At 67.2% G+C, this 25,181-nt stretch carries 23 protein-coding genes; 13 read left to right on the top strand and 10 right to left on the bottom strand.

Features of this window, described 5'->3' with window-relative positions; all coding sequences use genetic code 11:
- The first annotated feature begins 59 nt into the window (after positions 1 to 59).
- The gene (gene purT, locus RTY46_RS00965; RefSeq protein ID WP_312706229.1) at positions 60 to 1,247 is read left to right on the top strand and encodes a formate-dependent phosphoribosylglycinamide formyltransferase; all 1,188 of its coding nucleotides are present in this window, start codon (positions 60 to 62) and stop codon (positions 1,245 to 1,247) included.
- A gap of 69 nt (positions 1,248 to 1,316) precedes the next feature.
- Here the strand turns inward: purT and RTY46_RS00960 are convergent, their stop codons facing one another.
- Both RTY46_RS00960 and RTY46_RS00955 read right to left on the bottom strand, forming a co-directional pair.
- The gene (locus tag RTY46_RS00960) at positions 1,317 to 2,531 is read right to left on the bottom strand and encodes an endonuclease/exonuclease/phosphatase family protein (RefSeq protein WP_312706228.1); all 1,215 of its coding nucleotides are present in this window, start codon (positions 2,529 to 2,531) and stop codon (positions 1,317 to 1,319) included.
- A gap of 38 nt (positions 2,532 to 2,569) precedes the next feature.
- On the bottom strand, positions 2,570 to 3,325 hold the full coding sequence (locus tag RTY46_RS00955) for an arginyltransferase (protein ID WP_312706227.1): 756 nt from the start codon (positions 3,323 to 3,325) through the stop codon (positions 2,570 to 2,572).
- Between the two features lie 163 nt (positions 3,326 to 3,488).
- On the opposite strand from RTY46_RS00955, the gene RTY46_RS00950 reads away from it, so the two are divergent.
- Positions 3,489 to 4,058: an EF-hand domain-containing protein gene (locus RTY46_RS00950; protein ID WP_312706226.1), complete on the top strand. Its 570-nt coding sequence runs from the start codon at positions 3,489 to 3,491 to the stop codon at positions 4,056 to 4,058.
- 59 nt (positions 4,059 to 4,117) lie between these two features.
- Here RTY46_RS00950 and RTY46_RS00945 read toward each other — a convergent pair whose 3' ends face one another.
- The 4 genes from RTY46_RS00945 to RTY46_RS00930 form a co-directional block, all read right to left on the bottom strand.
- The gene (locus tag RTY46_RS00945) at positions 4,118 to 5,335 is read right to left on the bottom strand and encodes a sigma-70 family RNA polymerase sigma factor (RefSeq protein ID WP_312706225.1); all 1,218 of its coding nucleotides are present in this window, start codon (positions 5,333 to 5,335) and stop codon (positions 4,118 to 4,120) included.
- Between the two features lie 126 nt (positions 5,336 to 5,461).
- Positions 5,462 to 5,962: a pathogenicity-like protein gene (locus RTY46_RS00940; RefSeq protein WP_312706224.1), complete on the bottom strand. Its 501-nt coding sequence runs from the start codon at positions 5,960 to 5,962 to the stop codon at positions 5,462 to 5,464.
- A gap of 4 nt (positions 5,963 to 5,966) precedes the next feature.
- Positions 5,967 to 6,875 carry an acyl-CoA thioesterase II gene (gene tesB, locus RTY46_RS00935; RefSeq protein WP_108748936.1) on the bottom strand — a complete coding sequence of 303 codons (909 nt, stop codon included), beginning with the start codon at positions 6,873 to 6,875 and terminating at the stop codon, positions 5,967 to 5,969.
- Between the two features lie 293 nt (positions 6,876 to 7,168).
- Entirely contained in the window at positions 7,169 to 7,945 is a 777-nt protein-coding gene (locus RTY46_RS00930; protein WP_312706223.1) for an enoyl-CoA hydratase/isomerase family protein, read from the bottom strand.
- Positions 7,946 to 7,979: 34 nt separating this feature from the next.
- Between RTY46_RS00930 and RTY46_RS00925 the strand changes: the two genes are divergently transcribed.
- Positions 7,980 to 8,414: a copper chaperone PCu(A)C gene (locus tag RTY46_RS00925; protein WP_312706222.1), complete on the top strand. Its 435-nt coding sequence runs from the start codon at positions 7,980 to 7,982 to the stop codon at positions 8,412 to 8,414.
- A gap of 38 nt (positions 8,415 to 8,452) precedes the next feature.
- Here the strand turns inward: RTY46_RS00925 and RTY46_RS00920 are convergent, their stop codons facing one another.
- From RTY46_RS00920 to uvrA, 3 genes are all read right to left on the bottom strand, one after another.
- Positions 8,453 to 9,202, bottom strand: coding sequence for an enolase (locus RTY46_RS00920; protein WP_312706221.1), 750 nt, complete (start codon positions 9,200 to 9,202; stop codon positions 8,453 to 8,455).
- A gap of 159 nt (positions 9,203 to 9,361) precedes the next feature.
- Complete coding sequence (locus RTY46_RS00915) at positions 9,362 to 9,769, bottom strand: thioesterase family protein (RefSeq protein ID WP_108748941.1); 408 nt, start codon at positions 9,767 to 9,769, stop codon at positions 9,362 to 9,364.
- Positions 9,769 to 12,762 (bottom strand): excinuclease ABC subunit UvrA, encoded by a 2,994-nt coding sequence (gene uvrA / locus RTY46_RS00910; RefSeq protein ID WP_312706220.1) that lies wholly within the window; start codon positions 12,760 to 12,762, stop codon positions 9,769 to 9,771. Before uvrA ends, RTY46_RS00915 begins: the two co-directional genes overlap by 1 nt.
- Before the next feature lie 284 nt (positions 12,763 to 13,046).
- On the opposite strand from uvrA, the gene rplU reads away from it, so the two are divergent.
- The 3 genes from rplU (at position 13,047) to cgtA (ending at position 14,884) form a co-directional block, all read left to right on the top strand.
- Entirely contained in the window at positions 13,047 to 13,355 is a 309-nt protein-coding gene (gene rplU, locus RTY46_RS00905; protein WP_108748943.1) for a 50S ribosomal protein L21, read from the top strand.
- An 18-nt stretch (positions 13,356 to 13,373) separates the two neighbouring features.
- The gene (rpmA, locus tag RTY46_RS00900) at positions 13,374 to 13,637 is read left to right on the top strand and encodes a 50S ribosomal protein L27 (protein WP_049467623.1); all 264 of its coding nucleotides are present in this window, start codon (positions 13,374 to 13,376) and stop codon (positions 13,635 to 13,637) included.
- A gap of 194 nt (positions 13,638 to 13,831) precedes the next feature.
- On the top strand, positions 13,832 to 14,884 hold the full coding sequence (cgtA, locus tag RTY46_RS00895; RefSeq protein ID WP_312706219.1) for an Obg family GTPase CgtA: 1,053 nt from the start codon (positions 13,832 to 13,834) through the stop codon (positions 14,882 to 14,884).
- 211 nt (positions 14,885 to 15,095) lie between these two features.
- On the opposite strand, the gene rpsT is transcribed toward cgtA, so the two are convergent.
- Positions 15,096 to 15,365: a 30S ribosomal protein S20 gene (gene rpsT, locus RTY46_RS00890; RefSeq protein ID WP_005408560.1), complete on the bottom strand. Its 270-nt coding sequence runs from the start codon at positions 15,363 to 15,365 to the stop codon at positions 15,096 to 15,098.
- 117 nt (positions 15,366 to 15,482) lie between these two features.
- Here rpsT and murJ point away from each other — a divergent pair, with 117 nt between their 5' ends.
- The 7 genes from murJ (at position 15,483) to RTY46_RS00855 (ending at position 25,172) form a co-directional block, all read left to right on the top strand.
- On the top strand, positions 15,483 to 17,087 hold the full coding sequence (murJ, locus tag RTY46_RS00885; protein WP_312706340.1) for a murein biosynthesis integral membrane protein MurJ: 1,605 nt from the start codon (positions 15,483 to 15,485) through the stop codon (positions 17,085 to 17,087).
- 75 nt (positions 17,088 to 17,162) lie between these two features.
- Positions 17,163 to 18,110 (top strand): bifunctional riboflavin kinase/FAD synthetase, encoded by a 948-nt coding sequence (locus tag RTY46_RS00880; RefSeq protein WP_312706218.1) that lies wholly within the window; start codon positions 17,163 to 17,165, stop codon positions 18,108 to 18,110.
- Positions 18,107 to 20,938: an isoleucine--tRNA ligase gene (gene ileS, locus RTY46_RS00875; RefSeq protein ID WP_312706217.1), complete on the top strand. Its 2,832-nt coding sequence runs from the start codon at positions 18,107 to 18,109 to the stop codon at positions 20,936 to 20,938. Before RTY46_RS00880 ends, ileS begins: the two co-directional genes overlap by 4 nt.
- The gene (gene lspA, locus RTY46_RS00870; RefSeq protein WP_108761511.1) at positions 20,938 to 21,462 is read left to right on the top strand and encodes a signal peptidase II; all 525 of its coding nucleotides are present in this window, start codon (positions 20,938 to 20,940) and stop codon (positions 21,460 to 21,462) included. Before ileS ends, lspA begins: the two co-directional genes overlap by 1 nt.
- Before the next feature lie 27 nt (positions 21,463 to 21,489).
- Positions 21,490 to 22,440 (top strand): 4-hydroxy-3-methylbut-2-enyl diphosphate reductase, encoded by a 951-nt coding sequence (gene ispH / locus RTY46_RS00865; protein WP_312706216.1) that lies wholly within the window; start codon positions 21,490 to 21,492, stop codon positions 22,438 to 22,440.
- Positions 22,441 to 22,629: 189 nt separating this feature from the next.
- Positions 22,630 to 24,513 (top strand): peptidase M61, encoded by a 1,884-nt coding sequence (locus tag RTY46_RS00860; protein WP_312706215.1) that lies wholly within the window; start codon positions 22,630 to 22,632, stop codon positions 24,511 to 24,513.
- Positions 24,510 to 25,172 (top strand): lysoplasmalogenase, encoded by a 663-nt coding sequence (locus RTY46_RS00855; protein ID WP_312706214.1) that lies wholly within the window; start codon positions 24,510 to 24,512, stop codon positions 25,170 to 25,172. Before RTY46_RS00860 ends, RTY46_RS00855 begins: the two co-directional genes overlap by 4 nt.
- Positions 25,173 to 25,181 lie beyond the last annotated feature (9 nt).

Here is a 25,181-nt window from a genome sequence, read left to right as displayed (position 1 = left end):
CCAACCCGGCCGGACCGGCTAGAATGCCCACCCGCCTTCACATCGCTGCTGGAACCCCCATGGCCAAGCTTGGAACCCCGCTGTCCCCCTCCGCCACCCGTGTGCTGCTGCTGGGCTCGGGCGAACTTGGCAAGGAAGTGGCCATTGAACTGCAGCGCCTGGGCGTGGAAGTGATTGCCGCCGACCGCTATGCCGATGCCCCGGCGATGCAGGTAGCGCACCGTTCGCACGTGATCGACATGCTCGACGCCATGGCCCTGCGCGCGCTGATCGCCCAGGAACAGCCGCACCTGGTGGTGCCGGAAATCGAGGCCATCCACACCGAGACCCTGGTGCAGCTGGAACAGGAGCAGGGCCTGCGGGTGATTCCGACCGCGCGCGCCGCCCGCCTGACCATGGACCGCGAGGGCATCCGCCGCCTGGCCGCCGAAACCCTGGGTCTGCCGACCTCGCCGTACCGCTTCGTGGATACCGAAGCCGAATACCGCGCCGCGGTGGCCGCCATCGGCCTGCCCTGCGTGGTCAAGCCGGTGATGTCATCCTCGGGCAAGGGCCAGAGCACCCTGCGCAGCGAGGCCGACATCGCCCCGGCCTGGGATTACGCGCAGACTGGCGGCCGCGCCGGTGCCGGTCGCTGCATTGTCGAAGGTTTCATCGACTTCGATTACGAGATCACCCTGCTGACCGTGCGCCATGCCGGCGGCACCGCGTTCTGCGCGCCTATCGGCCACCTGCAGAAGGACGGCGACTACCGCGAAAGCTGGCAGCCGCAGCCGATGACGGACAAGGCCCTGGCGCGTGCCGAAGAAATCTCGCGCGCGATCACCGACGACCTGGGTGGCTGGGGCCTGTTCGGCGTCGAGCTGTTCGTGAAGGGCGACGAAGTGTGGTTCAGCGAAGTGTCGCCGCGCCCGCACGACACCGGTCTGGTCACCCTGGTCTCGCAGGAACTGAGCGAGTTCGCGCTGCATGCGCGCGCGATCCTGGGGCTGCCGATTCCGGTCATCCGCCAGAGCGGTCCGTCGGCCTCGTGCGCGCTGCTGGCCCATGGCGAAGGGGTGCCGTACTTCAACAACGTGGCCGCCGCGCTGCAGGTGCCGGACACCGCCGTGCGTCTGTTCGGCAAGCCCACCGTGCATGGCCACCGCCGCGTGGGCGTGACCCTGGCGCGTGCGCAGACCATCGACGAAGCACGCGCCATCGCGCGTGATGCCGCCGAGGCTATCGGCGTGGAACTGCGCCCGTAAAACGGTAGCGCCGGGCCATGCCCGGCGGCCGCATCCCGGTGGGTACCGACCGTTGGTCGGTACGTTTTTTTACCGCACATCCACCCACACCAGGTGGTGGTCGCTGCCGTCGGCAATCTTCGCTTCGGGGCTTTCGTTGGCCGGCCAGAACACGCCGCTGCCCACGTACTCGAAGCCGGTCGACGGCAGCACGTAGTCCAGGCGCATGGTGCCCGACTTCGGGCCGAAATCGCCGGTGGCGTGGAACGGTGCGCCCTTGCGCACGATGCCCTTGGCCGCATAGGCCAGGCTGGTCTGCTCGCCACCGACGCTGCGCGGGGTGGGGTAGCGCAGCACGCGCGGGTTCTCGATCAGGTTGACGATGGCATCGTGGCGGCCATCGCCGTCAGCCGGGTCGTTGTTCAGATCGCCGAAGATCACAAAGCGCGCGTCCTGGCCCAGGCCGCCACAGTGGCCCTTGTCATCGCACAGCCACGGTTTGTCGCCGGCCGACAGGTATTCCTGCCACAGGCGCAGTTCGTCGTGGTTGCGCGCGGCATTGCGCTTTTCCGGGCCGTCGAACACCGGCGGCGTCGGGTGCGAGACCAGCGCGTGGACCACGCCGGCCGGGGTCTTCACCGGCACGTCCCAATGCGACTTCGAGGACAGGCGCAGCTGCGACCACACCTGGTCGTTGTAGAAGCTCTTGCCGGTGCGCGGGTCGACCGGACGGATCGCGCCGGGCATCGCGCTCCACTTCAGCAGCTGGAAGCTGCGCACCTTGGCCTCGTCGATCGGGTAGCGCGACAGCACAAGCATGCCGTACTGGCCGGGATGCAGGCCGTAGCCCCAGGCATCGTTGCCGCGGCTGCGGCCTTCGCCGCCGACCACGCCGTTGCCGTCCAGGTCCAGGCCGCTGGGCACGCCGGTGTTGACCGGGGCCAGGTAGCGGTAGGCGAAGTGCAGCGGCTTGCCGCCGCCGGGCTGGGCCACGTCCAGGTAGCGTTGCTGGAACAGGTCGGCGGCGCGGTGCGCATCGTCGAAGTCGAATTCGTTCAGCAGCACCAGGTCCGGGCGCACCTGCTGCAGCACGGCGGCGATCTTGCGGGCGTGTTCGCTGTCGCCTTCCAGTTCCTTGATCAGGCCACCGGCATCGTCCGAATACAGCGAGGTGTTGTAGGTGGCCAGGCGCAGCGTCGAGGACGGCTTGTCGGTCATCGCAGGGGACTTGGCGAAGGCGGGGGCGCTGGCGCCGCAGAGCAGGGCCAGGGCGAGGAGCAGGGGATGGCGGCGGGTCATGTTCATGGGCCGTATTGTGCACCCGGCCCGGTGTCAGCGGTTTGTCAGCGGCCGTCCAGTTCCTTGTCGAAATCGTGCCAGCGGCGGCCGTCGTAGGCCTCCAGCGGGCGGAACCGGCGCTTGTAGTCCATCTTCTGGTGCTCGCGTATCCAGTAACCCAGGTACACGTGCGGCAGGCCCTCGCGGCGGGCCCATTCAATCTGCTGCAGGATGGCGAAGGTGCCCAGCCCGCGCGCGGCGTGCGCGGGGTCGAAGAAGGTGTAGACCGCCGACAGGCCATGTTCGGTCACGTCTGTCACCGCCACGCCCAGCAACTGGCTGGGCTGGCCATCGTGGCCGGGCAGGCGCATTTCCATGAAGCGGGTATGCGACCAGGTGCCGATCAGGAACTGCTCGAATTCGTGCGGACCGTGGTCGTCCATGCCGCCATTGGCATGCCGGTGCACCAGGTAGCGGTGGTACAGCTCGAACAGGTCCTCGCGCGGCATGGCCGCAGTGATGCGGACTTCCAGGTCGGCGTTGCGCGCCGCGCAGCGCCGTTGGCTGCGGTCGGCGGCGAAGCGCGCCACGGGAATGCGCACGGCCACGCAGGCATGGCACTGGGCGCAATGCGGGCGGTAGACCAGATCGCCGCTGCGGCGGAAGCCCCAGCTCAGCGCCAGCGGGTACAGCCCGCCCAGGCGGCGGTCCTGCGGATCGAGCACCAGATCGCGCGCCACCCGGTCCGGCCAGTACCCACACGGGTGCTCACCGGTCTGGAACAGCCGCAGTTCGTCGTCTCTGTCGCCGTGTATCGCCATGGGCACAGCATAGCCCCAGTGTGTCGCAATGGCCGCGACTGTCCGCGGGATGAACGGAGCCGGTCGCTGCGTCAACCGATGGTGCGTCCGGGCGTTGTTGTCTCCCGAGGGTGAAGTGATCACCTCGACGCAATGACGCAATCCCCATACCAGGAGTGACTCCATGACCCGTACCCCCCTGCTGCTGGCCCTGCTGCTGGGCACTTCCGCCACCGGCATCGCCCTGGCCGCCGATACCCCCGCCAACCCGAACGCCCCGGCGCAGCGTCATGCCAAGCTGGACACCAATGGCGATGGCGTCATCGACCGCAGTGAAGCCGCCGCCAACCCGCGCCTGGCCGCGAAGTTCGACGAACTGGACAGGAACAAGGACGGCAAGCTGTCGCGTGACGAGCTGCCGCGCTGGAAGCATGGCCGTCGTGGGGGCCACGGCGACTGGATGGCCAAGCTTGACGTGAACAAGGATGGCCGCATCAGCCGCGAGGAAGCCAAAGCCGACCCGCGCCTGGCCGCGCGCTTCGACCAGATGGACGTGAACAAGGACGGCTACCTGGACAAGGCCGACCGCGAGCTGCGCATGAAGCAGCATCGTGACGCCTGGTTCGCCGCCGCCGACACCAACAAGGACGGCCAGCTGAGCAAGGCCGAGTTCGATGCCGCCAAGGGCCCGATGCACGATGGCCCGCGCCACGGCGGCCCGCGTGATGGCAACGCACCGAAGCCGCAGCGCTGAGTCACCGCGTTCGGATCGACCACGACGCCGGCGCACTGCCGGCGTCGTGCGTTACGGGCCTAGCGGCCGCCGGTATGGACTACGGCATACAGCACGACGCCCAGCACCATGATGTTCATGGCGATGACCCCGGTACGCCCGTACATCGATTCGTACACCCAGTTGGTGCCAGTGCGCCCACGCCGCGCCGCATCGCGCGCGATCAGCGGTGCCATGATCCGCTGCAGCGGCCCCAGGCACTGGTAGTTCACCAGGCCCAGGCCGAGCACCAGCACCAGCAGATGCACCCAGGTCGGGGTCTGCAGCAGCACCACCGCCAGCACCGACAGGCAGCAGGCCATGGCGGTCCAGGTGTTCATGCGCACGAAGCGCCAGACCTGCGCACGCTCGGCATCGGTCTTGGCGTAGGACAGCAGGAAACGACCGCCCAGGTAGCTGCCGATCACGCCGCCGGCCACGCCACCGGCGAAGGCGCCCCAGGTGCTGGCCGGAATCATGTGCAGGTAGCCCAGCGCCGCGGTGACCGAGCCCATGGCAGTGCCGCCGGCCACGCTGGCCCCGCCCAGGCCCAGCTTGCTGCCCCCCATGCCGACGCCGGCGCTCAGCAGGATCGCCGCGCTGGCGGTACCGGGGGCCGCCACCAGCGCCATCGACACCACGGCCGTGGCGAACGCCGCACTGGGCGCACTACTGCGGGCGAATTCGCCGAAGCGCTGCAGCAGGCCGTCGCGTACCTGGCCGCGTGCGCGCGACAGGCGCTTGCGCACGGCCGCATCGCTCAGTCCCAGCAGGTCGGCCACCTGCTGCGTACGCTGTCCTTCGCGGTAGTACAGCAGCAGCACTTCACGGCTGTCGGTGGGCAGGGCGGAAATGATGTCTTCGGCGGCGATCTCTTCTTCCAGCCGCTGCAGCCGGTCCGATGCGCCCGGGGTGGGGTCGGCGGCCATGCCCAGTGCCACTTCGGCGGCTTCGCCGGTGAGCGGCCGGCCGCGCTGCGAGCGCAGCCAGTCACGCGCCAGGTTGCGGGTGATCTGCCGCAGCCAGGGCAGGAAACTTGTGCTGCTGCGCAGCTGGTGCAGCTGCTGCCAGCCCTTCACGAACGCTTCCTGGGCGATGTCCTCGCTGGCCTGGCGGTCGCGGGTGATGGCCAGGGCGATGGCAGTGATGGTGTTCTGGCAGGCCAGCACGATGCGGCCATAGGCGTGCTGGCAGCCGCCGGCAGCGGCGGGCAGCTCGCGTTCCAGGGTCTGGTCGATCGATGCGGCGAACGTCGTCATGGCGGCGGCTCCTGCAGGGATTGTGTCCCAAGACGCCGCCGCGCGCGAAGTGTGACCGGGGGTGGCCCGGCGGCTTTTCTGTCAGGCCGCCGCGCTCGCCAGGCATGGCCCGGCGCTACCCGCGCGTTACGTTGACGGCTGGATGCGGACCCGCACTTCTTCCTCTTCCGGCGCGGCCTGCGGGGCCGGCTGCGGCTGGGCCTGCGGAGCCGGTGCAGGGGTTGAGGGGGCGGGGGCGCCACGGTGGCGCAGGCCGATCACCAGGGCCACGGCGGCAATCACCACCAGCAGGCCGATGCGGATGCGCCAGGCCCAGCCACGGCCGCTGCCGCCTTCCTGCGGCGCGTCGCGGAAGGCGAATTCGGCGGTGGGGTGGTCGCGGCGGGTGGTGTCGAGCAGGCGTGCCTCGCGCAGGATGTCGCGCGCACGCGGCTGGTCGTCGGCGCGCACGATCCACACCGCCGGGTAGGCCTGGGCATTGCCCAGGTCGGTATAGCTGAACTGGCCACGGCGGCGCGTCTTGTACGACCGGCCGTTGGTCACCTTCACTTCAATGCCGTGGCTGCGCAGCAGCTCGGCCACGCCTTCGACGGTTTCCACGCGCTGGCTGCTGAAAATCTGACGCATCGTCTTACTCCTTGGCCGGCACGGCAGCAACGGCAGCCTGGTCGGGCACCACGCGGATCAGGCCTTCCTGTGCGGTGCTGGCCACCAGCACGCCATCGCGGGTGAAGAACTGGCCACGCGCCAGCCCGCGCGAATCCTGCGCGCTGGGGCTGTCCAGCGAATACAGCAGCCAGTCGTCGGCGCGGAACGGGCGGTGGAACCAGATGGCATGGTCCAGCGAAGCCATCTGCACGTGCGGGTGGTAGTAGCTGATGCCGTGCGGGAAGGTGGCCGTGCCCAGCAGGTGGAAATCGGAGGCATAGGCCAGCAGGGCCTGGTGCAGTTCCGGCGCATCGCCCACCGGTTCGCTCAGGCGCAGCCACACCTGGTGGTAGGGCGGGCGCTTGGGCGGGTTCAGTTCATCGCGCGGATACACATGGCGGAACTCGAACGGACCGCCACGCGAGAGCCAGCGCTGCACCTTGATCGGCAGCCGCGCCAACACTTCCGGCGGCAGCGGGCGGTTCGGTTCGATGTCTTCCGGCTGCGGCACTTCGGGCATCTTGTGCTGGTGTTCGGCACCCTGTTCGGCCTGCTGGAACGAGGCCGCGCAGAAGAAGATCACCTTGCCATGCTGGATGGCCGTGACCCTGCGCACGGAGAAGCTGCCGCCGTCGCGGGTGCGGTCCACGTCGTAGACGATGGGGTGGTCGATGTTGCCGGCGCGCAGGAAGTAGGCGTGCAGGGAGTGCACGTGGCGGCCGTTGTCCACCGTGGCCTGGGCCGCAGCCAGTGCCTGGCCCAGCACCTGCCCACCGAACACGTACTTGGTGCCGATGTCGCGGCTCTGGCCGCGGAACAGGTTGTCCTCCAGCCGCTCCAGGGTGAGCAGGTCGATCAGCTCGGAGACGACGGGTTCGGGCGTGTCGTTCAAGGGGGCGGCCACAGCAGTGAAGAAGGGGCTGATTATACCGGTCAGGGGTCAGATCCCTTTCGCCCCGCGAAAGGGCTCTGACGCCGGGGCACACCACAGGCAACCAGCCAATCGTCGAAGGCGGGGTGGGGCCGGTTGCGGGGGCGTGAGCGCCATGGATGGCGCGACCGAGGCTACATGGACGTACTTGCGCCGTCCCCCGCAACCGGCCCCACCTCGCCTCCCTGCGCAGAGTGGCTTTTGACGTTGACGTTGACGTTGCGTCTGCGGGTGCCGGGCGGCAGCCCGGCGCGTTACTTGCCCAGCCGGGCCACCAGCGCCTGCAGGGCGTTCTGCGCATCGGCGGCGAACCAGGCCTCGACGAAGCGGTCCAGCTGGATCAGATCCGGGTGCAGGGCCTCGTGCAGTTCGGCGCGGGCGATGGCACGGGTCAGCAGCATCGGCTGGCGCGGCTGCTTCAGCAGGTTCTGCAGCCAGGCAATGGCGCGGGCCACCACCAGATCGCCGTCGGCCAGCTCGTCCACCAGGCCGATCTGCAGTGCCTGTTCGGCCGGCACCAGGGCACCGGTGCTCAGCAGGATGGCCGAACGGTGCAGGCCCACCGCGCGCCGCAGCAGGCGCTGGATGCCTTCCGGCGCCACCAGGCCCACCTGCACCTCGTTCAGGCCGATGGCGTAGGGACGCGCCGGATCGGCGCTGCGTGCCATCACCCGGTAATCGCAGCACAGCGCCAGCACGCAGCCACCGGCCGGGGCGTGCCCGGTAATGGCCGCCACCACCGGAATGCGGCTTTCGGCCAGCGTGCGCACCGCGCCGAAGAAGGCATTCCAGCTGTCCAGCAGCTTGTGCTTGTCATCGCCATGGGACAGCAGGTGCGGCACGTCCATGCCGCCGGTGAAGATACGCTCGCTGCCTGACAGCACGATGCCGTGCGCGTCGTCGGCCATGGCCTGCTCGATGGCATGGATCAACTGCCGGCACAGGTCGGTGTCCAGCGCATTGACCGGCGGCCGCGCCAGGCGCAGTTCGCGGATGGGGCCATGGTTGATCACCTCGATGAGCGTCGTCATGCTGCGGTCTCGTTGCGGACAGGAATCTGAGGCGATGATAACCAAACCATTCGTTGGCGTATTGTTGTGGCTGTGTGCGGGCGCAGCATCGGCGGCCGGTTGCGTGACGGTCGAACAGGGCTGGGCGCGGCTGCCGCCCGCCCCGGCCATGGCCATGACCGCCGGCTATGGCGTAGTCCACAACGGCTGCAGCACGCCGGTGGTGATCGTGGGTGCGCGCAGCGCGGCGTTTGCCGATGTATCGATGCATGAAACCACGATCGTGGAGGGCGTCAGCCGCATGCGCGCAATCGAGCACCTGGCGCTGGCCCCCGGTGCGCGCGCCGAACTCAAGCCCGGTGGCCTGCACCTGATGCTGATGCAGGGCAAGGGTGCGTTGAAAGAGGGCCAGGTCGTACCGCTGCAGCTGCAGCTGCAGGGCGGTGGCGAAGCCAGTGTGGCGTTGACCGTGCGCAAGACTGCGCCGTAACGCGTCGCTCGTTGCGCCGGGCCATGCCCGGCGGGGTTCTACGACCAGTCGAACGTGAACAGCACCGTGCGGCTTGCCGGTTCGTAGAACATCACGATCGCATCGGCGCCGGCGGCGCACCAGTGGCTGGCAGGTACGCTGGCCACATGGAAGAACGGATTCCCGTCGCGGGTCAGTAGCAGGCCATCGTCGGGGAGCTGGCTGCTGTCGTTGCGGAAACGCAGGCTGCCGCGCTGCCGGTAACCGGCCAGATCCTGCAGCTGGAACGCCGCCGGCAGCGGGGCGTAGTCGGACCAGTTGCCGAACCAGATCGGGCCGCCCAGTTGCTGCAGCCAGGCCTGCTCGTCCAGCTCGCCGTTGCCGTAGCGCGAGCAGCTGGCCAGGCGCCCGTGCTGCAGGAAGTGCGCATGCGCCTTGGCATGGCTCTCGCGCATTTCCACACTATGGGCGCGGGCCTCTTCACCCTCGACGGTTTCACCAAGGAAGTATTCCTGGGTGCCAAGGAAGCGCATGCGGTTGTCCGCCGTCAGTTCGAAGGCGATCCAGTTGATGCCGGTGAAGGCGTTGTGGTGCGCGGTGGTGTCGTCACCGATGCAGCCTTCATACGGCTCGATCGGGCACAGCAGGGTGGCGGCCTGGCCGGCCAGTTCAGGGCGCAGCACGCCCAGGTCGATCTGCAGCAACGGCAGCAGGTGTCCGGCCAGCCACGGCTGTTCGCGGGCGAACACCTCGGTGGGGAATGGCACCAGGCCAGGCAGCAGGTCGTGCAGGTCGGTGTGGTGGATCATGTCAGTCCTTTGATGTGAGACCGTAGAGTCGAGCTTGCTCGACTGATTCAGGCAAGAGCAGTCGAGCAAGCTCGACTCTACGAAGCGCAGCATCCGGTAGCGCCGGGCCATGCCCGGCGAGCCAAACGCCGACCAGGGTCGGCATCTGACAGCAGCGGATCAGCTCGATGCGCTGCGGATAGCGTCCGGTAGCGGGGCGCTCTTGCCGGTCTGGGTGTCCATCCACACCACCACCACGTTGCCGTCTGAATACAGCTTCGATTCGTCCTGCTGGTCCACGATGCGGTGGCCGATGGTCACGCTGCTGTTGCCCAGCCGTTCCACGAACAGCTCCACCAGGATGTCGTTGGGCCACACGATCGGCAGCCGGTAGTTCACGTTGGTGGCGGCCACCACCGGTGCGATGCGGTCGGTCATCGACACGCCGTCCACGCCCAGCATCCAGCGCACGCGCGCCTCTTCCAGATAGGAAATGTACTTGGCGTTGTTCACATGGCCCATGCTGTCCATGTCACGCCAGCGCACGCTGATCGGAATACGGGCCAGGATCTTGTGTTCGCTGCTCATCAGGCGTCCTTCTTCTTCTTGCTGGCAGTGGCGGTCTTGCTGGCCTTGCCGCTGCTCTTGGCGGCGGCGGCCTTCTTCGCCGGCGGTTCGGGCTTCACCTTGCGCGGCGGGCGCGCATCGGGCTTGTTGGCCACGGCCGCCGGTTGCTGCGGCCGTGCGCGGGTGGACGGCAGCATGCGTTCCAGGAAGTGGCCGGTGTAGGACTGCGGGCAGGCCGCCACGTCTTCCGGCGTGCCGGTCACCAGGATGGTGCCGCCACGGTGGCCGCCTTCCGGGCCCAGATCGACGATCCAGTCGGCGGTCTTGATCACGTCCAGGTTGTGTTCGATCACCACCACCGTGTTGCCCTCGTCGCGCAGCTTGTGCAGCACGCCCAGCAGCGCTTCGATATCGTGGAAGTGCAGGCCGGTGGTCGGCTCGTCCAGGATGTACAGGGTGCGCCCGGTATCGCGGCGCGACAGTTCCTTGGACAGCTTCACGCGCTGCGCTTCACCGCCGGACAGCGTGGTCGCGCTCTGGCCCAGCTTGATGTAGCTCAGGCCCACGTCCACCAGCGTTTCCAGCTTGCGCGCGATCGACGGCACCGGTTCGAACAGCTTCAAGGCATCTTCGACGGTCATTTCCAGCACGTCGTTGATGTTGTAGCCCTTGTAGACGATCTCCAGCGTTTCGCGGTTGTAGCGCTTGCCGTGGCAGACATCGCAGGGCACGTACACGTCCGGCAGGAAGTGCATTTCCACCTTGATCAGGCCATCGCCCTGGCAGGCCTCGCAGCGGCCGCCGCGCACGTTGAAGCTGAAACGGCCCGGCGAATAGCCGCGCGCACGTGCTTCGGGCACCTGGGCGAACAGTTCGCGCAGGGGGGTGAACAGACCGGTGTAGGTGGCCGGGTTCGAGCGCGGGGTGCGGCCGATCGGCGACTGGTCGATGTCCACCACCTTGTCGAACAGGTCCAGGCCCTCGACTTCCTTGTACGGCGCCACGGCATGCGAGGCGCCGTTGATCTCGTTGGCCGCCAGCGAGAACAGGGTGTCGTTGATCAGGGTCGACTTGCCCGAGCCGGACACACCGGTCACGCAGGTCAGCAGGCCGGCGGGAATGGCCAGGTCTACGCCCTTCAGGTTGTTGCCGCTGGCCCCGCGCAGGTGCAGGGTGGTCTTCGGGTTGGGCGCGTGGCGGCGTGTCGGAATCTCGATCGCGCGCTTGCCCGACAGGTACTGCCCGGTCAGCGAACGCGGTGCGTCCAGGATGTCCTGCAGGGTGCCCTGGCCGACGATCTCGCCACCATGCACGCCCGCACCCGGGCCGATATCCAGCACGTAGTCGGCCAGGCGGATGGCATCCTCATCGTGCTCGACCACGATCACCGTATTGCCCAGGTCGCGCAGGCGGGTGAGGGTGCCCAGCAGGCGCTCGTTGTCGCGCTGGTGCAGACCGATGGACGGCTCGTCCAGCACGTACATCACGCCCACCAGCCCGGCGCCGATCTGGCTGGCCAGGCGGATGCGCTGGGCTTCGCCGCCGGACAGGGTGTCGGCCTTGCGTTCCAGGGTCAGGTAATCCAGGCCCACATCGACCAGGAAGCCCAGGCGCTCGCCGATCTCCTTGACGATCTTGGCCGCGATCTCGCCGCGCCAGCCCGGCAGGCTCAGTTCGCTGAAGAACTTCAGGGCTTCATCGATTGGCAGCACCACCAGTTCCGGCAGCGGACGGTCGGCCACGAACACGTTGCGCGCGGCCTTGTTCAGGCGCGCACCGTTGCATTCGGGGCAGGCGTGTTCGCTGATGTACTTGCCCAGCTCTTCCTGCACCGCCGCCGATTCGGTTTCCTTGTAGCGGCGTTCCAGGTTGGGAATGATGCCCTCGAAGCGGTGCTTGCGCTGGGTGCGGCCACCGGCTTCGGTGAAGTAGGTGAAGGTGATGGCCTCATCGCCACTGCCGAACAGCACGGCCTGCTGCACCTTGGCCGGCAGCGAGTTCCAGGCCGCATCCACGTCGAACTTGTAGTGCTTGGCCAGCGAGGCGATCAGCTGGAAGTAGTACGCATTGCGGCGGTCCCAGCCACGCACGGCGCCTGCGGCCAGCGACAGTTCCGGGTGCACCACCACGCGCGCCGGGTCGAAGAATTCAGCCATGCCCAGGCCGTCGCAGCCGGGGCAGGCGCCCATCGGTGCGTTGAACGAGAACAGGCGCGGTTCCAGTTCGGGCAGCGAGTAATCGCAGACCGGGCAGGAATACTTGGACGAGAACAGGGTCGGGATGGCGTCGGCGGCGTCCAGCGACTGCACCGAGGCCATGCCGTCGCCCAGCTTCAGCGCGGTTTCGAAGCTTTCGGCCAGGCGTTGCTTGATGTCCTCGCGCGGGCGGAAACGATCGATCACCGCTTCGATGGTGTGCTTCTGGCGCAGCGCCAACGGCGGCACCGCGTCGATTTCGTACAGTTCTCCGTCCACCCGCACACGCACGAAGCCCTGCGCGCGCAGCTGGTCGAACACCTGCGCATGCTCACCCTTGCGGTCGCGGATGACCGGGGCCAGCAGCATGTAGCGCTGCTCCGGGTCCAGGGTCAGCACCTGGTCCACCATCTGGCTGACTGTCTGTGCCTCCAGCGGATATCCGTGGTCGGGGCAGCGCGGGGTGCCCACCCGCGCATACAGCAGGCGCAGGTAGTCGTAGATTTCGGTGATCGTGCCGACCGTCGAACGCGGGTTGTGCGAGGTCGACTTCTGCTCGATGGAAATGGCCGGGGACAGACCTTCGATGTGGTCCAGGTCCGGCTTTTCCATCACGCTCAGGAACTGGCGGGCGTAGGCCGACAGCGATTCCACGTAGCGGCGCTGGCCTTCGGCATAGATCGTGTCGAACGCCAGCGAGGACTTGCCCGAGCCGGACAGGCCGGTGATCACGATCAGCTTGTCGCGGGGCAGGTCGAGGTCGAGGTTCTTCAGGTTGTGCGTCCGCGCACCGCGGATGCGGATGAAATCCATCGCCATGGGGGATCCGGTTTGTGGGGGCAGGTCGAATGCGGCGGCAATCAATCAGCCTACCGAGGTGACCAGATGGGGGCAATGGGCGACAATGCCAGCCGGGAGTCTCACCCTGTGAGACCACGCTTTATGAAGGGGTCAGATCCCTTTTCACGCCGTGAAAAGGGATCTGACCCCGTCCCCCGGGGGTTGACTTGACCGGTGCCCATTGATCTGCGTACAATCCCGCTCCTGTCCGCCCTCGATGGCGGCAGTCCATAGACCACAATAACTACAGAGGAAGTCTGGTCATGTACGCAGTACTGGTCACCGGCGGTAAGCAATACCGCGTGGCGCAGGGCGAAAAGCTCCGCGTCGAAAAGCTCGAAGTCGAAGTCGGCAGCGAGATCAAGTTTGACAACATCCTGCTGCTGGGCGACAGCGACGGTATCAAGATCGGCGACGCCCTGAGCGGCGCTTCGGTCACCGCCAAGGTCGTGTCCCAGGGTCGTGCTGACAAGGTCCGGATCATCAAGTTCCGTCGCCGCAAGCACCACATGAAGCGCCAGGGTCACCGTCAGTACTACACCGAAATCGAGATCACCGGCATCGCCGGCTAAGCATCAGGAGAAGCAGTCATGGCACATAAAAAGGGCGTAGGCTCCTCGCGCAACGGTCGCGACTCCAACCCGAAGTACCTCGGCGTCAAGATCTTTGGCGGCCAGGCCATCGAAGCCGGCAACATCATCGTGCGTCAGCGCGGCACCCAGTTCCACCCGGGTACCGGCGTTGGCCTGGGCCGTGACCACACCCTGTTCGCCCTGACGGACGGCAAGGTGGAGTTCTCGGTGAAGGGCCCGAAGAAGCGTCGCACCGTCAGCGTCGTCTCGGTCGAAGCCTGATCAGGCTGTATCCGCCGGCCATGCTTTGGCGTGGCCGTGCTGGATGAAGAGCACGCTGCATGAAGAGCCCCGCTTCGGCGGGGCTTTTCGTTGGAATCAGTGGTAAAACGGGCATGGCCCGATTGCCGGGTGGTACCTGGCACGACATTCAAGGCGGCGGCACGCAGGCCGCGCCCATCGCAGGCATCGAAACAATGAAACTGGTAGACGAAGCAGAAATCGAAGTGTTCGCCGGCAACGGCGGCAACGGCTGCATTGGCTTCCGTCGCGAGAAGTTCATTCCGCTCGGCGGCCCGGACGGCGGCGACGGCGGTGCGGGTGGCAGCGTGTACATCCGTGCCGACGAAAACCTGAACACCCTGGTCGACTTCCGCCACGACCGCATCTTCAAGGCGCAGCGCGGCGAGAACGGCATGGGCCGCCAGGCCTATGGCAAGGGCGGCGAAGACCTGACCATCACCGTGCCGGTCGGTACCGTGATCATCAACGTGGCGACCGATGAAATCATCGGCGACCTGACCCAGCACGGCGACCGCCTGCTGGTGGCCAAGGGCGGCCGCGGTGGCCTGGGCAACATGCACTTCAAGAGCTCGACCAACCGCTCGCCGCGCCAGGCGCTGCCGGGCGAGCCGGGTGAAGAGCGCACGCTGAAGCTGGAGCTGAAGCTGCTGGCCGACGTGGGCCTGCTGGGCTTCCCCAACGCCGGCAAGAGCACCCTGATCCGCGCCGTCTCGGCGGCGACGCCGAAGGTGGCCGATTACCCGTTCACCACGCTGTACCCGAACCTGGGTGTGGTGAAGGTGGAAAACTACCGCAGCTTCGTCATCGCCGACATTCCCGGCCTGATCGAGGGTGCGGCTGATGGCGCCGGCCTGGGCGCGCAGTTCCTGCGCCACCTGCAGCGCACCCGCCTGCTGCTGCACCTGGTGGACATTTCCCCCATGGAAGGTGGCGTGGAAGGCATTTCCCCGGTCGAGCAGGTGCGTGCCATCGAGCGCGAACTGGAAAAGCACGATCCGGAGCTGCTGCAGAAGCCGCGCTGGCTGGTGCTGAACAAGGCCGACCTGATGTTCGAAGACGAAGCGCAGGCGGCCGCCGAGCAGATCGTGGCCGAGCTGGGCTGGAAGGAGCCGTGGTTCCTGGTCTCCGCGCTGGGCCGCGAAGGTACCTTCCCGATCATGAGCCGCATCATGGCGTTCTTCGATCGGCAGAAGGAAGATGAACTGGAAGCGGCCCGCAACGCGTAACGTTGCCGATCTGGTCCAGCGCGAAAAACCCGGCTACGGCCGGGTTTTTTTTTGGCTGCGCACGCTGGGGTCAGATCCCTTTTGCGCAGGAAAAGGGATTTGACCCCAGGGTGTCCCGTCGTCGCTGTCGAATCGCAGGCAACAAAAAACCCGGCCGGGGCCGGGCTTTTGTCTGCTGCCCAACCCCGAAGGGCAGGGCGGCAACGCCGGATCAGGCGGCCTTGAGGGCCTTGATGCGGTCGTTCAGGCGGCTCTTATGACGAGCAGCCTTGTTCTTGTGGATCAGGCCACGCGCGCTGAAGCGATCCAGGATCGGCTGGGCAACGGCGAAGGCGGCTTCGGCGCCGGCGGCATCGTTGGCGTCCAGCGCCTTGATCACTTTCTTGACAGCGGTGCGCAGCATCGAGCGCTGAGCCACGTTGCGCGCGTTGCGCACGACGGTCTGCTTGGCGCGCTTCTTGGCGGACTTGATATTGGCCACGGTGGTGGTTTCCTGAAAAAATCGGTGTTATGGGAACAGCAAGCTAGCTAGTATGATGGCGTAAGAAATGCACGTCAAGTCGATTGTCAAGAGGGACGCTGAGTGAGTTCACCCAAGTTGTTGCGGGGCCTGCTGTCGTTCAGCAGCATGACCATGGTCTCGCGCGTTCTCGGACTTGTCCGGGACTTCGTGGTGACCACCACGTTCGGCACCAACGCCATCACTGATGCTTTCTGGGTCGCCTTCAGGATACCCAATTTCCTGCGCCGGCTGTTCGCCGAGGGCTCCTTCGCCACCGCTTTCGTGCCGGTGTTCACGGAAGTGAAGGAAACGCGCAGCCACGCCGAGCTGCGCGAACTGATGGCGCGCACCGCCGGCACCCTGGGTGGGGTGCTGATGCTGGTCACCGCGCTGGCGCTGATCTTCGCGCCGCAGCTGGCCTCGGTCTTCTCCAGCGGCGTGGATACCGACCCGGTCAAGCAGGGCCTGCTGGTCGACCTGTTCCGCCTGACCTTCCCCTTCCTGCTGTTCGTCTCGCTCACCGCTCTGGCCGGTGGTGCCCTGAACAGCTTCCAGCGCTTCGCCATGCCGGCGCTGACCCCGGTCATCCTCAACCTGTGCATGATCGCTGGCGCGCTGTGGCTGGCGCCGCGGCTGGGCGGCACCCCGGAAAAGCAGATCCTGGCGCTGGGCTGGGCGGTGCTGGCCGCCGGCATCCTGCAGCTGCTGTTCCAGCTGCCCTCGCTGAAGGGCATCAACCTGCTCACCCTGCCGCGCTGGGGCTGGAGCCACCCGGGCGTGCGCAAGGTGATGACCCTGATGGTGCCGACCCTGTTCGGTTCGTCGGTGGCGCAGATCAACCTGCTGCTGGACACCGTGATCGCAGCCAAGCTGACCGATGGCTCGCAGTCCTGGCTGTCGCTGGCCGACCGCTTCCTGGAACTGCCGCTGGGCGTATTCGGCGTGGCGCTGGGTACGGTCATCCTGCCCGCCCTGGCCCGCCACCACGTCAGCACCGACCGCGAAGGCTTCTCGCGCTCGCTGGACTGGGGCCTGCGCATGACCCTGCTGATCTCGGTGCCGGCCATGCTGGGCCTGCTGTTCCTGGCCGAACCGCTGATCGCCACCATCTTCCAGCACGGCCAGTTCAGCGCCTTCGACACCCGCATGACCGCGCTGTCGGTGTACGGCCTGAGCTTCGGCCTGCCGGCCTTCGCCCTGCTGAAGGTGGTGCTGCCGGCCTTCTACGCCCGCCAGGACACCAAGACCCCGGTGCGCGCCGGCGTGGCCGCGCTGGTGGCCAACATGGTGTTCAACTTCGCCCTGCTGGCCGTGCTGTACCAGATGATGGTGCCCGACGAACTGAAGGCGCAGGGGGTGATGGCCGCCATCGGCAAGCAGCCGGGCCTGCACCTGGCGCTGGGCATTGCCAGCGCGCTGTCCAGCTACCTGAACCTGGGCCTGCTCTGGTACTGGCTGGGCAAGACCGATGTCTACCAGCGCCGGCCGGGCTGGGGCGGCTACCTGACCCGCCTGCTGCTGGCCTGCGTGGCCATGGTGGCCGTGCTGCTGGCCCTGCTGCACTGGCTGCCGGCCTTCGGCAACATGGGCGTGTGGCAGCGGATCGGCGCGCTGGGCCTGCTGGTCGGCGGCGGTGGCGCCACCTATGCGGTGGCCATGGTGGCCATGGGCTTCCGCCCGCGCGACCTGCGCGGCCATTGATCGCCGCCCATGGCGGCTATACTTCAGGGTTACACCATTGAAGCGACGGCCCCGGGTGGGCCGGAACGAGAGTTGATGAGCAGGCTGTTCAGAAGCGTCGAGGGCGGGGAGCTGTTCCCCAACGGAAGCGTGGTCTGTATCGGCGCATTCGACGGCCTCCATCTGGGCCATCGTGCGCTGGTCCGCCACGCGGTCGCCCGCGCGCGCGCCGTGGGCGTACCCGCTGTGGCCGTGGCCTTCGAGCCGCTGCCGCGTGAATTCTTTGCACAGGGCACGCCGCCGCCGCGGCTGACCCTGGCCCGCAGCAAGGTCGAGATGCTGCAGGAACTGGGCGTGGATGCCGTGGGCCTGCTGCGCTTCGACGCGGCCATGGCGGCCATGCCGGCCGAAACCTTCGTGCGCCAGCTGCTGGCCCATCGCCTGGGCGCGCGCGAAGTCTGGATCGGCCCCGAGTTCTGCTTCGGCAACCGCCGCCGCGGCGACCTGGCCCTGCTGCAGGCCATGGGCCGCGAGCTGGGCTTCAGCGCCGGCGAAATCGAAGCGGTGGACCTGCACGGCGAACGCATTTCCAGCACGCGCATCCGCCAGTTGCTGCAGGCCGGCGACTTCACCCGCGCCGGCGATCTGCTGGGTCGCCCGTATTCGATCAGCGGGCGGGTGGTGCGCGGGCGCCAGCTCGGCCGCACCCTGGGCTTCCCCACCGCCAACCTGCGCTTCCCCAAGACCCGGGCGCTGTCGGGCATCTACGCCACCTGGGTGCACGGGGTGTTCGACCAGCCATGGCCGTCGGTGTCCAGCTTCGGCACCCGGCCCACCGTGGAAGGCGTGGAGCCGCTGCTGGAAGCCCACCTGTTCGATTTCCAGGGCGACCTGTACGGTCGTCATATCGAAGTCGAATTCGTCGCCAAGCTGCGCGACGAAGAGAAATTCAACGATCTGGCGGCGCTGACCGACCAGATGCACCGCGACGCCGAGCAGGCGCGCGCCCTTCTTTCCGAACATAGATTGCGAGCCACTGCGTGAGCCAGGACTACAAGACCACCCTGAACCTGCCAGCCACCGAATTCCCGATGCGCGGCGACCTGCCCAAGCGCGAGCCGGGCATTCTGGCGCGGTGGGAAGCGCAGGGGCTCTACCAGCAGCTGCGCGACAACGCTGCCGGCCGCCCGCTGTTCGTGCTGCATGACGGCCCGCCGTATGCCAACGGCCGCATCCACCTGGGCCACGCGGTCAACAAGATCCTGAAGGACATCATCGTCAAGTCGCGCTACCTGGCCGGCTTCGATGCGCCCTACGTGCCGGGCTGGGACTGCCACGGCCTGCCGATCGAAATAGCCGTGGAAAAGAAGTGGGGCAAGGTCGGCACCAAGCTCGACGCCGTTGCATTCCGGCAGAAGTGCCGTGAATTCGCCGAAGAGCAGATCAACATCCAGCGCGCCGATTTCAAGCGTCTGGGCGTGACCGGCGACTGGGACAACCCGTACAAGACCCTCAGCTTCGATTTCGAAGCCAACGAGATCCGCGCGCTGGCCAAGGTCGTGGCCAACGGCCACCTGGTGCGCGGCGCCAAGCCGGTGTACTGGTGCTTCGACTGCGGCTCGGCGCTGGCCGAGGCGGAAATCGAATACCAGGAAAAGGAATCGCCGGCGATCGACGTGGCCTACGCCGCGCGCGATGCGCAGGCCGTGGCGCAGGCCTTTGGCGTGAGCCTGCCGGCCGACGTTGAAGTGGCCGTGCCGATCTGGACCACCACGCCGTGGACGCTGCCGGCCTCGCTGGCCGTATCGCTGGGCGCGGAGATCAACTACGTGCTGGCCGAGGGCCCGGCGCACAACGGCAAGCGCCGTTGGCTGGTGCTGGCCGCCGCGCTGGCCGAGCGCGCACTGCAGCGCTATGGCGTGGAAAACGTGGTGCTGCACGGTGAAACCACTGGCGCGGCGCTGGAAAACCAGCTGCTGGTGCACCCGTTCTACCCGCAGCGCGAAATCCTGGTCCTCAACGGCGAACACGTGTCCGACGAGGACGGTACCGGTGCGGTGCACACCGCCCCCGGCCACGGCCAGGAAGACTACGTGGTCAGCCAGAAGTACGGCCTGCTGGACAAGTACAACGCCGGCCAGATCACCCCGGTCGATGGCCGTGGCGTGTACCTGGAATCGACCCCGCCGGCCGGTGACGTGGTGCTGGCGGGCCAGCATCTATGGAAGGCGCAGGAGGCCATCGTCGGCGTGCTGCGCGACAACGGCGCGCTGTTGGCCTTCCACCAGATCCGCCACAGCTACCCGCACTGCTGGCGCCACAAGACGCCGGTGGTGTTCCGCGCCACCCCGCAGTGGTTCATCTCGATGGACAAGGCCAACCTGCGCAACGATGCGCTGGCCGCCATCGACACCGTCGGCTGGTTCCCGAGCTGGGGCAAGGCACGCATCCAGAGCATGGTCGACGGTCGTCCGGACTGGACCATCTCGCGCCAGCGCACCTGGGGCGTGCCCATCGCGCTGTTCACCCATCGCCAGACCGGCGAGATCCACCCGCGCACGGTGGAGCTGATGCAGCAGGTGGCCGACCGCGTGGAAGCCGAAGGCATCGACGTGTGGTATTCGCTGGATGCCAGCGAACTGCTGGGCGCCGAAGCGGCCGACTACGAGAAGGTCACCGACATCCTCGATGTCTGGTTCGATTCGGGCGTGACCCATGAAGGCGTGCTGGCCGCGCGTGGCTTCGGCAAGCCAGCCGACCTGTACCTGGAAGGTTCCGACCAGCACCGCGGCTGGTTCCAGTCCTCGCTGCTGACCGGCGTGGCCATCGACCAGCGTGCCCCATACAAGCAGTGCCTCACCCACGGCTTCACCGTGGACGAGCACGGCCGCAAGATGTCCAAGTCGCTGGGCAACGGCATCGAGCCGCAGGACATCATGGACAAGCTGGGCGCGGACATCCTGCGCCTGTGGATCGCCTCGGCCGACTACAGCAATGAAATGTCGCTGTCGCAGGAAATCCTCAAGCGCAACGCCGATGCCTACCGCCGCCTGCGCAACACCGCGCGCTTCCTGCTGGGCAACCTGGACGGCTTCGATCCGGCCCAGCACCTGCGCCCGCTGAACGAAATGGTCGCGCTGGACCGCTGGATCGTGCACCGCGCCTGGGAACTGCAGGAAAAGATCAAGGCCGCGTTCGACAACTACAACATGGCCGAGATCGTGCAGCTGCTGCTGAACTTCTGCAGCGTCGATCTGGGGTCGCTGTACCTGGACGTGACCAAGGACCGGCTGTACACCATGCCGACCGATTCGCACGGCCGTCGTTCGGCGCAGAGCGCCATGTACCACATCGCCGAAGCGTTCACCCGCTGGATCGCGCCCATCCTCACCTTCACCGCCGACGAGCTGTGGGGCTACCTGCCGGGCGACCGTGCCGGCCACGTGCTGTTCACCACCTGGTACGAGGGCCTGGCCCCGCTGCCGGCCGATGCGCAGCTCACCGCCGCCGATTTCGACCAGCTGCTGGCCGTGCGCGAGCAGGTGGCCAAGGTGCTGGAGCCGATGCGTGCCAACGGCGCGATCGGTGCCGCGCTGGAAGCGGAAATCACCATTGCCGCCAACGAAGAACAGGCGGCGAAGTGGCAGCCACTGGCCGATGAACTGCGCTTCCTGTTCATCAGCGGCGACGTGCAGGTGCGCCCGGCGACCACCGACGAAGTGTTCGTCAGTGCCCAGCCCACCGGGAAGGCCAAGTGCGTGCGCTGCTGGCACCACCGCGCCGATGTGGGCAGCAATGCCGACCATCCGGAACTGTGCGGCCGCTGCGTGAGCAACATCACCGGTGCCGGTGAAGTGCGGAGCTGGTTCTGATGGCCGCCGCCCGCCCGCACCCCAACGCCCTGGTCTGGCTGCTGCTGTCGGCAGCCATCATCGGCCTGGACCAGTGGTCCAAGGCCTGGGTGCTGTCCAGCCTGCCCGAGTTCCAGCCGGTGGTGGTCATCGACGGCTTCTGGAACTGGTACCGCACCTACAACACCGGCGCGGCCTTCAGCTTCCTGAGCGACGCCGGCGGTTGGCAGAAGCACTTCTTCACCCTGCTGGCCATTGCCATCAGTGCGCTGATGGCCTGGTGGCTGCGCGGCACCGCCCGCGGCAACTGGAAGGCCGCCGTGCCGTACGCGCTGATCATCGGCGGTGCCATCGGCAACGTGATCGACCGCCAGGTGCACGGCCACGTGGTCGATTTCATCCAGTGGTACGTGGGCAGCTACACCTGGCCGGCCTTCAACATCGCCGATTCGGCCATCGTGGTCGGTGCCATCGGCATTGCCCTGTTTGGCCTGTTCGACGGCAAGTCCGCCAAAAAGGCGGATAATGCCACCCCGAAACCGTAAGCCGGCCGCTGCCGGGAGACTGAACTGATGGATGTGCTGCTCGCCAACCCGCGTGGTTTCTGTGCCGGTGTCGATCGTGCGATCGAGATCGTCAAGCGCGCGATCGAAACGCTGGGCGCGCCCATCTACGTCCGCCATGAAGTGGTGCACAACCGCTTCGTGGTCGATGACCTGAAGCAGCGCGGCGCAATCTTCGTCGAGGAACTGGACGAAGTGCCGGACAACAACACGGTCATCTTCAGCGCGCACGGCGTCTCCCAGGCCGTGCGCCAGGAAGCCGAGCGCCGTGGCCTGAAGGTGTTCGATGCCACCTGCCCGCTGGTCACCAAGGTGCATTTCGAAGTGGCCCGCCACTGCCGCGCCGGCCGTGACGTGGTGCTGATCGGCCATGCCGGCCACCCGGAAGTGGAAGGCACCATGGGCCAGTGGAACCGCGAAGCGGGCACCGGCCAGATCTACCTGGTGGAAGACGTAGAGCAGGTGGCGACGCTGCAGATCAACCAGCCGCAGAACTTCGCCTACACCACGCAGACCACGCTGTCGGTGGATGACACGCGCGGCATCATCGATGCCCTGCGCGAGCGTTTCCCGGAAATGCAGGGGCCGAAGAACGACGACATCTGCTACGCCACGCAGAACCGCCAGGACGCCGTGCGCGACCTGGCCAAGCGCTGCGACCTGGTGCTGGTGGTCGGTTCGCCGAACAGCTCCAATTCCAATCGCCTGAGCGAACTGGCGCGCCGTGAAGGCGTGGAGTCGTACCTGATCGACGGCGCGCACGAGATCGACCCGCGCTGGGTGGAAGGCAAGCAGCACATCGGCGTGACCGCCGGCGCATCGGCACCACAGGTGCTGGTGGATGGCGTGCTGGCGCGCTTGGCTGAACTGGGCGCCACCGGCGTGGGCGAACTGGATGGCGAGCCGGAATCGATGGTGTTCGCGCTGCCGAAGGAACTGCGGCTGCGGTTGGTCGACTGATCTGCAACCCCGGCGGTGGGTGCGAACCGAAACTGATCTGGTGGGTGCGAACCTTGGTTCGCACGCTTCTGCCATGACCTCCATCCACGCCACGCGTGGATACCACCACCTACCCATGACCTTCGGCCATGGGGCCACACGCGCGACAGGCCTAGCATCGGTACCTCTACCGTTGCTGGAACCTGCCTGATGAAGACCCGTGCCCTGGTGATGTCCGTGCTGTTCGCGCTGGGCGCTGCGCCTGCGCTGGCGCAGACCTCGCCGCCGGGCGATGCCGCCGCCCCCGGCCTGCTGCGCATCGATGTGGACGCGCGCGACCTGGCCCGCCGCATCTTCAAGGTGACCGCCACCGTGCCGGCCAAGCCGGGCCCGATGACCCTGCTGTACCCGCAGTGGATTCCCGGCAACCATTCGCCCACCGGCCCCATCGACAAGTTGGCCGGCCTGCGGGTGACCGCCAACGGCAAACCGCTGGCGTGGCAGCGCGACCAGTACAACGTCTACGCGTTCAAGGTGGACGTGCCCGAAGGCGTGAGCGAAATCGTGGCCCACTTCGATTTCCTGTCCTCGCAGGGCGGCAGCCAGGGCCGGGTGGTGATGACCCCGGAAATGCTGAACCTGCAATGGAACGCCAATTCGCTGTACCCGGCCGGCGTCGACGCGCGCAACCTGCAGGCGCAGGCCAGCGTGACCCTGCCCAAGGGCTGGGGTTACGCCACGGCACTGGAAACCGCGCGCCGCGACGGCGACACCGTGGTGTTCAAGCCGATTGCCTACGATCACCTGGTCGATTCACCGCTGTTTGCCGGCGAGCACCACCAGCGCATCGATCTGGACCCGGGCGCCAAGGTGCCCGTGCACCTGAACGTGTTCGCCGACGATGCCAAGTCACTCAAGCCCACCGAGGCACAGATCAAGCTGCACCGCGCGCTGGTGCAACAGGCCGACAAGCTCTACGGCGCGCGCCATTACGATCACTACGAATTCCTGCTGGCGCTGACCGACCGCCTGGGCGGCATCGGTCTGGAACACCACCGTTCCAGCGAGAACAGTGCGGCTCCCGGGTACTTCACCGAATGGGACAGCAATGCGTGGATGCGCGACCTGCTGCCGCACGAGTACACCCATTCCTGGAACGGCAAGTACCGCCGCGGCGCGGACCTGGCCACCGCCAATTTCAATACGCCGATGGGCGACAGCCTGTTGTGGGTGTACGAAGGCCAGACCCAGTTCTGGGGCCAGGTGCTGGCCGCGCGCTCGGGCCTGTGGTCGGTCGAGCAGGCCCGCGACATGCTGGCCAACGTGGCCGCCACCTATGATCGCGGACGCCCCGGCCTGGCCTGGCGCCCGCTGCAGGACACCACCAACGATCCGACCATCGCCCAGCGCCGCACGCTGCCGTACCGCAACTACCAGATGAGCGAGGACTACTACTCCGGCGGGCAGATGCTGTGGCTGGAAGTGGACGGCAAGCTGCGCACGCTCAGCGGCAACCGCCGCAGCCTGGACGATTTCGCGCGTGCCTTCTTCGGCGTCGGCAACGGCGACTGGAACGTCAACCCGTACACCTTCGATGACGTGGTGGCGACCTTGAACGGCATTGCGCCGTATGACTGGGCCCGCTTCCTGCGCCAGCGCCTGGATGGCCAGGGTTCGCTCACCGGCGGCCTGGCTCTGGCCGGTTGGAAACTGGTCTACCGCGATACGCCCAATGAGGCGTACAAGGCGCAGGAGAAGCGCGCCAAGGCCGCGTTGCTGACCTATTCGCTGGGCGCCACCGTGATGGACACCGGCGTGGTGGGCGATGTGATCTGGGACAGCCCGGCGTTCAATGCAGGGCTGGCACCGGGCATGCGGGTGATGGCCGTGGGCGGGCGCGAATACAGCAGCGAGCGCCTGAAGGACGCGGTGGCGGCCGCCGCCAAGGACAAGGCGCCGATCGTGCTGCTGGTGAAGCAGTTCGACCGCATCGACAGCATGACCATCGATTACCACGGCGGCCTGCAGTACCCGGTGCTGGAGCGAATTGCTGGCGCGCCTGATCGCCTTGCGGATCTTTGGAAGGCGCGATGAGCTTCGGCCGCCGCGATGGCCTGATCCTGGTGGTTGCCGTACTGGCCATCATCGGCGCGTTCCTGCAGGGCGAGGGGCGGTGGCTGCACTGGTTTGCCAAGCCGGCTACCACGCTGCTGATCGCCGGCATCGCCTGGCAGGCGCGCCCGGCGGCATCACCGTTCTATCGCCGTGCGGTGCTGGCGGGTATGGGGTTGTCGTGCGTGGGTGATATCGCGCTGATGCTGCCGGTGGATGCGTTCGTGCCGGGCCTGGTCGCGTTCCTGCTGGCGCACCTGTGCTACATCGCCGCGTTCCGCGATGGGCTGCACGCAGGGCGCGGATTGCGGGCGGCCGCACTGCTGCTGGGTGCGTTCGCCATCGGCAACGTTCTGGCGTTGTGGCCGCACCTGCCGGTGCCGCTGCGCGTTCCGGTGTTGGCCTACGTGGCGGTGCTGGCTTCGATGGCCGTGTTGGCGCTGGCGCGGTGTTGGCAGCGCCCGCTGATGCAGGCGGAAAGCGCGCGTTGGGCTGCAGCAGGTGGCGTGCTGTTCGTGGCCAGCGATTCGCTGCTGGCGTGGGATCGCTTTGGCGGCGGCCTGCCGCTGGCCGGTTTGCTGGTGTTGGCAACGTATTACGGCGCGCAGTACGCCATCGCCCGCTCGGTAGCCCGCATGTAGCGCCGCGCT

Source organism: Stenotrophomonas sp. (assembly GCF_032056425.1).
Classification (GTDB): domain Bacteria; phylum Pseudomonadota; class Gammaproteobacteria; order Xanthomonadales; family Xanthomonadaceae; genus Stenotrophomonas.
Note: the sequence above shows the minus strand (reverse complement) of the source record. Positions and strands in the feature narration are given on the sequence as shown.

Bases quoted from the DNA above. Each gene is read 5' to 3' on its own strand.
- ispH (WP_312706216.1), top strand. From the start codon at position 21,490: ATGGATGTGCTGCTCGCCAACCCGCGTGGTTTCTGTGCCGGTGTCGAT.
- lspA (WP_108761511.1), top strand. From the start codon at position 20,938: ATGGCCGCCGCCCGCCCGCACCCCAACGCCCTGGTCTGGCTGCTGCTG.
- RTY46_RS00920 (WP_312706221.1), bottom strand. From the start codon at position 9,202: ATGATCCACCACACCGACCTGCACGACCTGCTGCCTGGCCTGGTGCCA.
- RTY46_RS00915 (WP_108748941.1), bottom strand. From the start codon at position 9,769: ATGAGCAGCGAACACAAGATCCTGGCCCGTATTCCGATCAGCGTGCGC.
- RTY46_RS00930 (WP_312706223.1), bottom strand. From the start codon at position 7,945: ATGACGACGCTCATCGAGGTGATCAACCATGGCCCCATCCGCGAACTG.
- uvrA (WP_312706220.1), bottom strand. From the start codon at position 12,762: ATGGCGATGGATTTCATCCGCATCCGCGGTGCGCGGACGCACAACCTG.
- rplU (WP_108748943.1), top strand. From the start codon at position 13,047: ATGTACGCAGTACTGGTCACCGGCGGTAAGCAATACCGCGTGGCGCAG.
- RTY46_RS00940 (WP_312706224.1), bottom strand. From the start codon at position 5,962: ATGCGTCAGATTTTCAGCAGCCAGCGCGTGGAAACCGTCGAAGGCGTG.
- RTY46_RS00855 (WP_312706214.1), top strand. From the start codon at position 24,510: ATGAGCTTCGGCCGCCGCGATGGCCTGATCCTGGTGGTTGCCGTACTG.
- RTY46_RS00945 (WP_312706225.1), bottom strand. From the start codon at position 5,335: ATGACGACGTTCGCCGCATCGATCGACCAGACCCTGGAACGCGAGCTG.
- RTY46_RS00860 (WP_312706215.1), top strand. From the start codon at position 22,630: ATGAAGACCCGTGCCCTGGTGATGTCCGTGCTGTTCGCGCTGGGCGCT.
- RTY46_RS00880 (WP_312706218.1), top strand. From the start codon at position 17,163: ATGAGCAGGCTGTTCAGAAGCGTCGAGGGCGGGGAGCTGTTCCCCAAC.
- cgtA (WP_312706219.1), top strand. From the start codon at position 13,832: ATGAAACTGGTAGACGAAGCAGAAATCGAAGTGTTCGCCGGCAACGGC.
- rpmA (WP_049467623.1), top strand. From the start codon at position 13,374: ATGGCACATAAAAAGGGCGTAGGCTCCTCGCGCAACGGTCGCGACTCC.
- RTY46_RS00925 (WP_312706222.1), top strand. From the start codon at position 7,980: ATGATAACCAAACCATTCGTTGGCGTATTGTTGTGGCTGTGTGCGGGC.
- RTY46_RS00960 (WP_312706228.1), bottom strand. From the start codon at position 2,531: ATGAACATGACCCGCCGCCATCCCCTGCTCCTCGCCCTGGCCCTGCTC.
- RTY46_RS00955 (WP_312706227.1), bottom strand. From the start codon at position 3,325: ATGGCGATACACGGCGACAGAGACGACGAACTGCGGCTGTTCCAGACC.
- purT (WP_312706229.1), top strand. From the start codon at position 60: ATGGCCAAGCTTGGAACCCCGCTGTCCCCCTCCGCCACCCGTGTGCTG.
- RTY46_RS00950 (WP_312706226.1), top strand. From the start codon at position 3,489: ATGACCCGTACCCCCCTGCTGCTGGCCCTGCTGCTGGGCACTTCCGCC.